The organism is Limosilactobacillus sp. DJ3M12 (assembly GCF_947381695.1).
GTDB classification, from domain to species: Bacteria; Bacillota; Bacilli; order Lactobacillales; family Lactobacillaceae; genus Limosilactobacillus; species Limosilactobacillus kinnaridis.
In genome coordinates this window covers 66,607-77,489 of the sequence record NZ_CANCWY010000006.1, presented here as the reverse complement: position 1 = coordinate 77,489, position 10,883 = coordinate 66,607, and the positions used below count along the sequence as shown (strand labels likewise).

Below are 10,883 nucleotides of genomic sequence, written 5' to 3'. Positions count from 1 at the left end.
TTGTCGAACCGCCGTATACGGAACCGTACGTACGGTGGTGTGAGAGGTCGATAATTGAACTAATCAATTATCTCCTATTCGATTCTATTTAATTGTGATGGCTTCCAAACATTGATCTTCTTTGACGTGCAGCAACGCATTGACTGTATCAAGTGAAGTCATGAGGGGAACATTTTGCGCGATTGTACTTTGGCGGATCTGAAAGCCAAGTGAATCTTGTTCATAATCATGGCGCATAGTGTTGATAACAAGATCGATTTGCCCGGCTTTTAAGAGTCGGTTGAGTTCATCAATGTTAGATATTTTTTGATGGACGTGAATGCCGTTATCCTTAAAGTGCGATGCTGTTTGTGGGGTAGTGAAAATTTGGTAGCCAATCTGAGCAAACCGTTTTGCTAGTGGGAGAATGTCTTCTTCATCCCCATTTTCAATCGTAAAGAGAATTTTGCCATTGTTAGGGACTTGAACGTGTGCTCCAGAAAAGGCTTTATGAAGTGCTTTTTCATAGGTGGTATCTGTCCCCATCACTTCGCCTGTCGATTTCATTTCTGGACTGAGATAAGAATCAACGTTCGCTAACTTGTTAAAGCTAAAGACAGGAGCTTTAACATGAATGGTTTGTGGTTCTGGATAAAGACCGTTAGTAAAACCCTGATCAGCAAGTGACTGGCCAAGGATAACTCTGGTAGCAACTTGGGCCATTTCGATTCCCGTAATCTTGCTGAGGAATGGCACTGTTCGACTAGCTCGCGGATTAACTTCAAGGATGTACACTTCGCGATTATGAACAATAAATTGGATGTTCATGATGCCAATACATTTAAGAGCAACTGCTAATTTTTCGGTAGCAGTAACGATTTGTTGTTTAATGTCATCATCAAAATGTTGTGGGGGATAAACTGCCATTGAATCTCCCGAGTGAACGCCCGCATGTTCAATATGTTCCATAATTCCAGGGATAAGGACGTCTTTTCCATCGCAAATTGCGTCTACTTCACATTCCCGTCCTTCAAGGTAGGCATCGATTAAAATAGGGTGATCAGCAGTAATGGAGGCGTTTTGTTGAAGGTATTGTTGCAGTTCTTCTTGATTATAAACAGTCTCCATGGCCTTACCACCGAGAACATAACTTGGACGAACAAGAACGGGATAGCCGATTTTTTCAGCCGCTTTGATAACGGCAGAGTGAGTAGTTGCGGTTAAACCGATTGGCTGCTTAAGATTTAGATCAGTGATAACTTTATCGAATACTTCTCGATCTTCAGCGGCATCAAGGTCGTCAACGGTTGTTCCAAGAATATTAACCCCATTTTTAGCAAGACCTTCTGCTAAATTAATCGCTGTTTGTCCACCAAATTGCACGATCACGCCTACTGGTTGTTCGAGATCAATCACGTTTAGGACATCTTCAAGCGTGAGGGGCTCGAAATAGAGTTTATCTGAGACCGAGAAATCTGTCGAAACAGTTTCTGGATTCGAATTGATGACAATTGCTTCATAACCAGCCCGTTGAATTGCCTTAACGCTATGAACGGTCGCATAGTCAAACTCAACTCCTTGACCGATCCGGATTGGCCCTGAACCAAGGACAAGGATAGATGGCTTCTTTGTCCGTTGGCTTTCATTTTCATGGTCATATGCGCTGTAGAAATAAGGGGTTGAAGAAGCAAATTCAGCAGCACAGGTATCGATCATCTTATATACGGGGAGAATTTCATTCTGTTTTCGGAATTTCCGAACTTCTTGTGAGGAAGTATGCCAAAGGCGGGCAATTGTTGCATCGCTAAAGCCATATTTTTTGCTGATTATCAGTGTTTCTGCATCAAATGGCTTGGTACTAAGATCGTCTTCAAGTTCCACCAAGTGTTTGACGATATCGAGGAAATAGGGGGAAATCTTAGTTAAGTCATGAGTTTGCTTAAGGGAATATCCACGCCGAAATGCTTCTGCTAAATAAAATAACCGATCATCTTGGGGATAACGTAACTTCTTTTCAAGCATATCTGTTGGCGCATGATGAGCTTCTGCTGAAAAGAGGTCTTTTTCATCAATTTCGAGTGAACGAACAGCCTTATGGAGAGCTTCCTCAACTGTCCGACCAATTGCCATTACTTCTCCCGTGGCTTTCATCTGGCTGCCCAGGTGTCGATCAGCCTGAGTAAACTTATCAAACGGCCAGCGGGGAATTTTGCAGACAACATAGTCAAGTGCCGGTTCAAATTCAGCAAAAGTTGTCTTGGTAACGGGATTCTTAATTTCATCGAGGGTAAGGCCAACCGCAATTTTAGCAGCCATTTTAGCGATTGGATAACCAGTTGCCTTGGAAGCAAGGGCAGATGAACGGGAAACCCGCGGATTAACTTCGATAACGTTATACTGGAAACTTTGCGGATCAAGAGCTAGTTGGACGTTACATCCCCCTTCGATTTTGAGGGCACGGATCAGCTTGAGCGCGCAATCACGGAGCATCTGATATTCGCGGTCGCTAAGGGTCTGATTAGGGGCAAATACAATGGAGTCACCGGTATGAATTCCCACTGGGTCAAAGTTTTCCATACAACAAACGACCATTACATTGTCAGCTGAATCCCGCATTACTTCAAACTCGATTTCCTTATAGCCCGCGATTGACTTTTCAATTAAACATTGGGTGACAGGGGATAATTCCAAGCCATTCTTGGCAACAGTACGCATTTCTGCATCATTATGGCAGATCCCGCCACCTGTACCACCCATAGTAAAGGCGGGACGGACGATTACTGGATATTCGCATTGGTGTGCGAATTCGACTGCTTCATCAACAGTATTAACTGTCTGTGAAGCCGGAACAGGTTCACCAAGCTCATTCATTAATTCCTTGAATTTTTCGCGGTCTTCTGCTTCATCAATCGAATCCAGCTTAGTTCCGAGAAGTTCAATTCCTAATTCGTCGAGGAGACCAGTTTTAGACAAGGAGACAGCTAAGTTGAGGCCGATTTGTCCGCCAAGGGTTGGTAAAATTGCATCAGGATATTCTTGACGGATAATTCGAGAGAGGGAGTCAACCGTTAATGGTTCGATGTAGACATGATCAGCAATTTCCTTATCAGTCATGATTGTTGCTGGATTAGAATTAACAAGGATGGTTTCGTATCCTTCTTCGCGGAGGGCAAGACAAGCCTGCGTGCCGGAATAATCAAATTCAGCTGCTTGGCCAATAATAATAGGACCAGATCCGATGACGAGAATTTTATGAATATCAGTTCGTTTAGGCATAGGTGAGAACCTCCTTATTACTGTCAATTAATGCCATGAATTTATCAAAAAGCTGTTCAGCATCGTGGGGTCCTGGCGCAGCGTCTGGATGGAACTGAACGGAAAATGCAGGATACTTTGAATGCTGGAGTCCTTCAACCGTGCCATCGTTCACTTCAAGGTGGGTGATTTGGAGGTCAGTATCATCAATGGAGGATGGATCAACCGCAAAACCGTGATTTTGAGAGGTAAATGCGATTTTTCCTGTTTTAAGATTACGGACAGGATGGTTAAAACCGCGGTGACCAAATTTCATCTTATAAGTTTTGGCACCATTAGCTAGGGCAAAGATTTGATGGCCCATGCAAATGCCGAAAATAGGCACATGTTTTTCTAATTCTGCGACAGTTTCCGCAATAGTTGCCATTTCAAGTGGATCACCAGGACCGTTCGAAAGGAGGATGCCGTCTGGATTGAACACCATTATTTCACTGATCGAGGCGTTATAAGGAAGGACAATTGCATTGCAGTTTCTTTTATTTAATTCACGGAGAATGCTATTTTTCATTCCGAAGTCAAGAACAACAACAGTTCGCTTAGTTCCCGGATTAGCGTAGGATTCTTTAGTAGATACTTTGCTAATAATGTTCTGGGTTGGCGAAGTTTGTTTTAACTGTTCAAGCTTATCTTTGATATCGGTAACATTATCGGTCATAATTCCGCGCAATGTTCCATATTGACGAAGCTTACGGACTAGTTCACGTGTATCAATTCCTTGGAGGCCAGGAATGTGGTGCTTTGCTAAGAAATTAGGGAGCGAGTCAGTCATGCGCCAGTTGCTGGGAACACGAGCGACATGATGACAAATTACGCCCTTGATTTGGGGATACAATGTTTCGTTATCTTCACTATTAATCCCATAGTTACCGATGAGAGGATTGGTAAAGACTAAAATCTGATTGGCAAATGATTGATCGGTAATTGCTTCTTGATAGCCGACCATCCCTGTTGTGAAGACAACCTCACCAAGAGTTGCCTTGGTAGCGCCAAAACCCTCGCCGGTATAGACAGTACCATCTTCTAGAATTAAATATCGTTTCATGAGTTTCATCCTTTCTTGCAAAACCCTTCCACTGATCACATAAACTAGTTGCACGTTGTAAAAAAGTTTAATAAAAAACGCTTAAACCATTGGTAATGGGCTTAAGCGTATACGAAAAATTGAATATATATGTATAATTCAATGTTAGTAATACAACGCTGCCCTTGTTAGCCTCACGGGACCAAATTAAAGGATAATGATTGATACTAAACTACTGTAATTTTATGCTTTTGTCAATTCACTAATGAATTTTTATGCAAAAACATGTTTATTATAAACAAAAAACTGCATAAAGGCTTTTAGGTATTATAACAAATCTTATTTAAAATAAAAGTAGAGTCTGCAAATTTTGTCTGCAAACTCTACTTTTTTAGAATAATTAGGCTTGGTAAGTTTCCTTGATAAAGAGAACTGAAATTGCACCTAAGAGAGCAGAAATACCGGTAACAAGCATCATGTTGACTTGGGAACTACCAAGTAATGGGAAGAGACCAAAACTAAGTAGTGAGGCAACCATTTGTGGTACACAGATTGAACCATTAAATAGGCCAAGGTAAGTACCCATGTGTTTACCAGATAAGGCATTTGTAACCATTGTTAATGGGTAGGTGTTCATTGAAGCCCAAGCAATTCCGATCAAAACGAAGGAGAAGATAAGGGCGTTTTGTGAATGGATAAAGAAGATTGATGTGTATCCAATAGCCCCGAGCAAAAGACTGAAAGCATAGCCAGCTTTGTGGTGGTTATTAGGAACTTTAGCCAGAACATATGACCATACAACTGCTGCAATTGATTGAACAGCGGTCATAACACCGTACCAGTTACCGGCAGCTTGGTAGGCAGCAGAAGAAGCATCTGTTGTTAACCAAACATTCTTAGCGATGGCCCCGACCGCATAAGTTGAAAGGTATTGGAAAGAGAACCAGCAGAAGAATTGAACTAATGCGACATTCCAAAATACTCGTGGAGCATGCTTTAAGAGGGTAAACCAGTTTCCACCTTTTTTATTGTCTTCCTCTGAAATACCATGGTAACGAGCATAAGTTGCGGGATCATATTCGTGAACCCGGAAGATAGTAAAGAGACAGGTGATGACTAAAATAACAGCGCCAACGTAGAACGAAATTACAACTGATTGAGGAACAACACCCTTTTTAGCAGTGTTTGATATACCCCACCATGTCAAAAGGAATGGGAAAATGGCTGCTAAAACGGCACCGGTATTACAGATTAAACTTTGAATCCCGTATGCATAACTCTTTTGATCATCGTTAACCATATCACCAACCATCATCTTAAATGGCTGCATCGCCATATTTGATGAAAGATCAAGGAAGGCGACGGTAATAGCCCCAAACCAGAGGGCTGCTAACGAACCGTATCCAAATCCAAAACTTCCTGAATTAGGCAGTAAAATCATAACGATGACGGCAATGACCATCCCGATTAACAGGTAGGGGAGACGCCGACCACCAAGTTTTGGCGCCCATGTTCGGTCAGAATAATAACCAATGATTGGCTGCACGATCAATCCTGCAAGTGGTGGAAGTAAGAAGAACCATCCCAAATTATTAGGATTAGCACCAATTGTTTGGAAGATCCGGCTCATTTGTGAACCTTGTAACGTAAAGGCGATTTGAACCCCAAGGAAACCAAAGTTAATCATCCAGATGGTACTCTTTGGTAAAATTGGCAATCCACTCGTCGAAGTTTCTTGGCCTTGGTTAAGTACGACAGACTCATCTTGACTCATGAAAAACAACTCCTAACGAAAAAATGTATAAAATAATTGCAATTCGAGCTTGTGTAAGCTCTTACACGAATAATATAACAAATTTATTTCATTTGTGCAACCGCTTGCAAAAAAGGATAGTAAAAAGTCGTGATCTGTTTCAATAAAAAGATCACGACTTTTTAATGCTCTAATGTTTTTTGCCTAGGAGTCTTACGCTATTTCGCGGTGTGATATGGATTGGGATAAATTGTGAGTCATCATCGTTCAATAGGCTCCTAACTGCGATGAGTCCCATTTGATAAAAGTCCTGAGTTACGCTTGTAATAGTTGGGATGGTAATATCACAAAGAAAAGTCCCATCGATACTAATAAATGATAGGTCTTTTGGAATATCAAGGCCTAGCAAATGAGCCTCTCTGATCATGCCCACAGCCACCATATCACTAGCTGTGATGATCGCGTCAAGATTCTTATTCATTAGTGTTTTGAGCATATTTTGCTGAGGACCAAAACTGTAATCCCCATATTCGACCCATCCCATATGAGGGATTAATCCGTGTTCAGTCATTGCCCGTTGGTAGCCTTGAAGTCGTTGCTTACCGGTTGAAGAACGATCGATGCCGGCTAATCCAATCCGTGAGTGTCCTCGTTCAATTAAATAGTTAGCGGCTGAATAACCAATTTCCTCGTTATTTGAACTTGTAAATTTAAATCCAATATATCGGGAATCAGTTTCGTCATAGACCGATACTAACCGACAAGGGGTATTGCTTTCTTGTAAGGTGCGAGCTGCTTGTTCGTCGAGGGAGGTTGCGACTAGCAGAATGCCGGCAACATGCCGTTCGAGGGCAACGCTAATTGCTTGATTAAGCAGTCGGGCGTTATGGTTTCCAGCGTAAAGAATAAACATTTGGTAACCAGCTTTATCTGTTTCTGCTTGAATAGCAGCGATGATATCATTTGAGAAATTCGTTTGAGTATTATTTAAGATAACGGCAATTAACATACTACTATTGGCAGCTAATTCAGCCGCTGCAAGGTTTTTCTTGTATCCTAGTTCTTTAGCGATTGCTTCAATCTTAGCCGCGGTTTCGGGACGGTAGGATTTCGCCTTTTTGGATAAAACACGAGAAACAGTGGCCGTTGAAACGTGGGCCCGTTGAGCAATATCTTTAATTGTTGGCTTCATAGACGGACTTCCTTTATTGTTTTCTTATTAAACCTATTATAATGAAATTGCGATTTTTTGTAAACGCTTTCAATGGGGGCTTAATCATTATTTAAAACAAAAATAGGCCGAAAGAAAAATTCTTCCAGCCTACATAGCTATTCTTTATTTCCGTTTCGTAATGATAATTTCACGACTGCCTCACAGCGTGCTGTTTGGGGCATCATGTCAATTGGTTGAATGTAGTCAACGTGATAGACACTAGTTAACCGCCGTAAATTACGGGCAAGAGAAGCCATACCACATGAGACGTAGGCAAACTTTCGCGGCTTAACTTTTAAGATTTGTTTGATTAATTGGTCATCTAACCCGGTTCGCGGAGGATCAACAACAAGGGCATCAAAGTTGAGTCCTTCTTTTTGCCAGCGGGGAAGAACTTCTTCTGCTTTGCCGACTTCATATTTAGCGTTAGTAATATTATTTAGCTTGGCATTTTCGTTAGCATCAGCCACCGCTTCGGGGATGATTTCCATTCCGCAAACAGATTTTACCCGCGATGCAAGTGAAAGGCCGATTGTCCCGATCCCGGCATATGCATCAATTAAGGTATCATCTTTGTCCAATTCAAGGGCTTTAGAAGCTTCTTCGTACAGCACTTCTGTTTGTTCAGGATTTAGTTGTAAGAATGAACGTGCTGAGAGTTTGAAATCGAGTCCCATCAAGCTTTCAAGGATTGAATCTTTTCCAGCGAGGTGGATCATTTTATCACCCCAAATTAAGGGTGTATCACCTGGGTTAACGTTTTGCATAACTGAAACAACTGCTGGTAGTTCTTTTTCAATGCGTTCAAGCAATTCGCGTTTGTGAGGAAGTTTAGCAGAATTAGTAATGAAGGTTAATTGGACTTCCCCAGTTGACCATGATTCACGGACTGCTAAGGTTTTGATGATACCGCTATTGTTCTTTTCATCATAAACTGGGATTTGCAAGTCTTCGATCATCTTCGTAACTGCTCGAACTGTCTCCATTGTACGGGGCATTTGAACAGCACAAGTCTCCATATCAACGAGGGTATGACTGTTTGGCTGGTAAAGACCGGCTGCTACTTTGCCATTGACCATTCGGATTTGAAACTGGGCCTTGTTACGGTAACCGTATTCTTCAGGGGCTGCAATAGTTGGGCGAACATCGTAATTACGGTAGCCGTATGGTTGAAACTTTTCGAGACTATCGATGATTACTTGCCGTTTAAACTTTAATTGTTGTTGGTAAGCGAGGTTTTCAAGTTCAAAACCACCAGCGATATCAGCGTACTCATCTCGTGGCGTTACCCGATCCCGACTCTTTTTCCGGATCCGGTGAATTTTAGCTTCAAGATAGCGTGGGAGAACGCGTGTAACTTCCGCGACTACGACTTCATTTGGCAGGGCACCAGGGACAAAACATACCTTGTGCTTATAGTAGCCGATTCCGTGCCCGTTAACGCCTAGGCGACGAATTGTGAGGGGGAATCGTTTCCCAACCCATACATCAACATCTTGTTCATGTTGTTTAGTTTGTGTCATATTATTTCTCCGTTCTATTAATTCAATGTGTTGACTATTTTAGCACATCTCCAAATACCACTGGACAAATATGTCAGAGATGAAAAATCGCGTAATTAATTTTCGGAATGATAACTTAGCCAAACTTATAGTCAATTGTTATGGAAATGGTCAATTAAGTGTGCATATTACTAATAATATGTTTTTTGAACGAGTAAAATATAGTAGAATAACAATGTGAAATGTTGCATAAATAACTTAAAGGAAGTGACACGTTTGAAAATTGCTGCAATTGCCGGGTCAAATGCTAATCATTCATACAACCGGATGTTATTAGAATTTATTGCCCGTCATTTTAGTGATGATGATATTGATGTGATTGATATTCGTCAAGTGCCAATGTTTAATGAAAATTATAAGGGAAAGATTCCTGAGGCTGTTGCTGATATTGATCGTCGTGTTTCAAGCGCCGATGCTGTTATCATTGCCAGCCCAGAATACAACCACTCTGTTACCTCTGCTTTAAAGTGTGTAATTGAATGGCTTTCCTATGAAGTTCATCCATTAGAAAATAAGCCAGTCATGATCATCGGTGCTTCTACCCATGACCAAGGCTCATCCCGTTCTCAAGTTCAATTACGAGATATTTTAATCTCACCAGGTGTTAATGCTTATATTTTCCAAAACGAAGAGTTCTTTATGAGTGATGCCGCTAATATCATTGATAAAGATGGTGACATTACTAACGAAACGACTATTCATTTCTTAGAAAAATGTATGCGTGAATTCAAACACTACGCCAAGGCAATCAATCGTATGGTTGCTGAAAAGAAGGAGGCGAAGAAGTAATGAAAATCCTTGCTTTAGTTGGAACTAATGCCAATTTCTCATATAACCGGATTTTGCTTAAATACATGAAAAAGCACTTCCGTCAAATGGCTGATATTGAAATTGCTGAAATTAGCCAATTGCCACCATTTAGCGTTGATGCCCCTCTTTCTGAACAAACAGAGGTATGGAAGTTAAAGCAAAAAGTTAAGGCTGCAGACGGAGTTATCTTCTCAACTCCTGAATATGACCATGGGATTCCAGCGGCCTTAAAGAGTACAGTAGAATGGCTTTCTTACAAGACTGATGTATTAAAACGCAAGCCAGTTATGGTTGTCGGTGTATCTTATGGACGCCAAGCTTCTGCAAGATCTCAAGTTCAAATGCGGCAGATTTTGGTTTCTCCTGATTGTGATGCTAACCTATTACCAGGAAATGAAGTTCTGATTGGTAATGCTAGTCATTCCTTCTCCAAAGACGGTCGGTTAATTAATGCCGAAGCACGTGATAACCTTGAAAACTGCTTTACCCATTTTGTGGAATACATTCAAATCTTTGAAAATGCAAATAAGGAGGGACTGGATATGTCCGTTAAACAACCAACGATCAGTGAAGCTTACATTAATTTCCCTACTGGTCGGTTGACATTAAAAGAAGTTCAACAAATCTTCAGTACAATCCCATTTGAAATTGACTTAATTGACAGTACTGACCATTTCGCATGGTTCTCTGACAAGCCAAATCGGGAACACGTTCGGAATGTAGCTTCTCTCGGGGAAACTGTTCAAGAATGTCATCCACCGTTGGCTGTTCCGGTTGTTATGAAGATTATTAACAGTTTCCGGAATGGTGAAAAAGACGTTGTTACCCGTCCATTATGGATGAATGGTCACCGTTCATTGATTCAATACTACGCTTTACGTGATGTTAATGGTCATTACCTTGGAACCATCGAATTTACTGGTAGTGTGGAATACATTCTTAACCTCTTCGAAAATGGTGCATGGAGTACTGATGGTAACACTGGTGCATCTAAGCATGAGGATGCTAATGACAACAGTGAAGAAGCTGACAGCGTTGATGCATCAACTGGTGCTTCAGAATCAAGTGATGATGATAACACCGACAATGCTAGTGAAGTGGTTGCAACCCCAGCACCAGCAGCAAACGATGATACTGATGCGGACGCTACAACAGGCGTATCAGATGCAGGCAGCGTAGACGCAAATGATGATGAGGCAGATGCTACAACAGGTGCATCCGAAAACTAGT

7 protein-coding genes are annotated in these 10,883 nt (G+C 41.4%); 2 read left to right on the top strand and 5 right to left on the bottom strand.

Going from position 1 to position 10,883, the window contains the following annotated elements; genetic code table 11:
- Positions 1-84: 84 nt before the first annotated feature.
- The 5 genes from carB to rlmD all read right to left on the bottom strand — a co-directional run bounded on the left by carB (position 85) and on the right by rlmD (position 8,804).
- Entirely contained in the window at positions 85-3,255 is a 3,171-nt protein-coding gene (gene carB, locus QOS06_RS05290) for a carbamoyl-phosphate synthase large subunit (protein ID WP_085719268.1), read from the bottom strand.
- A complete protein-coding gene (gene carA / locus QOS06_RS05285) occupies positions 3,248-4,336 on the bottom strand; it encodes a glutamine-hydrolyzing carbamoyl-phosphate synthase small subunit (protein ID WP_085719269.1) in 1,089 nt (362 codons plus the stop codon). Before carA ends, carB begins: the two co-directional genes overlap by 8 nt.
- A gap of 379 nt (positions 4,337-4,715) precedes the next feature.
- On the bottom strand, positions 4,716-6,089 hold the full coding sequence (locus tag QOS06_RS05280) for an SLC45 family MFS transporter (protein ID WP_085650487.1): 1,374 nt from the start codon (positions 6,087-6,089) through the stop codon (positions 4,716-4,718).
- 169 nt (positions 6,090-6,258) lie between these two features.
- Entirely contained in the window at positions 6,259-7,260 is a 1,002-nt protein-coding gene (locus tag QOS06_RS05275) for a LacI family DNA-binding transcriptional regulator (protein WP_085719270.1), read from the bottom strand.
- A gap of 137 nt (positions 7,261-7,397) precedes the next feature.
- Complete coding sequence (rlmD, locus tag QOS06_RS05270) at positions 7,398-8,804, bottom strand: 23S rRNA (uracil(1939)-C(5))-methyltransferase RlmD (protein WP_085719271.1); 1,407 nt, start codon at positions 8,802-8,804, stop codon at positions 7,398-7,400.
- 255 nt (positions 8,805-9,059) lie between these two features.
- On the opposite strand from rlmD, the gene QOS06_RS05265 reads away from it, so the two are divergent.
- Both QOS06_RS05265 and QOS06_RS05260 read left to right on the top strand, forming a co-directional pair.
- Entirely contained in the window at positions 9,060-9,632 is a 573-nt protein-coding gene (locus tag QOS06_RS05265; RefSeq protein ID WP_003669634.1) for an NADPH-dependent FMN reductase, read from the top strand.
- Positions 9,632-10,882, top strand: coding sequence for an NAD(P)H-dependent oxidoreductase (locus QOS06_RS05260; protein WP_098035479.1), 1,251 nt, complete (start codon positions 9,632-9,634; stop codon positions 10,880-10,882). Before QOS06_RS05265 ends, QOS06_RS05260 begins: the two co-directional genes overlap by 1 nt.
- The last annotated feature ends 1 nt before the right edge of the window (position 10,883 follow it).

Coding starts and splice junctions, on each gene's coding strand:
- carB (WP_085719268.1), bottom strand. CDS start 3,255: ATGCCTAAACGAACTGATATTCATAAAATTCTCGTCATCGGATCTGGT.
- carA (WP_085719269.1), bottom strand. CDS start 4,336: ATGAAACGATATTTAATTCTAGAAGATGGTACTGTCTATACCGGCGAG.
- QOS06_RS05280 (WP_085650487.1), bottom strand. CDS start 6,089: ATGAGTCAAGATGAGTCTGTCGTACTTAACCAAGGCCAAGAAACTTCG.
- QOS06_RS05275 (WP_085719270.1), bottom strand. CDS start 7,260: ATGAAGCCAACAATTAAAGATATTGCTCAACGGGCCCACGTTTCAACG.
- rlmD (WP_085719271.1), bottom strand. CDS start 8,804: ATGACACAAACTAAACAACATGAACAAGATGTTGATGTATGGGTTGGG.
- QOS06_RS05260 (WP_098035479.1), top strand. CDS start 9,632: ATGAAAATCCTTGCTTTAGTTGGAACTAATGCCAATTTCTCATATAAC.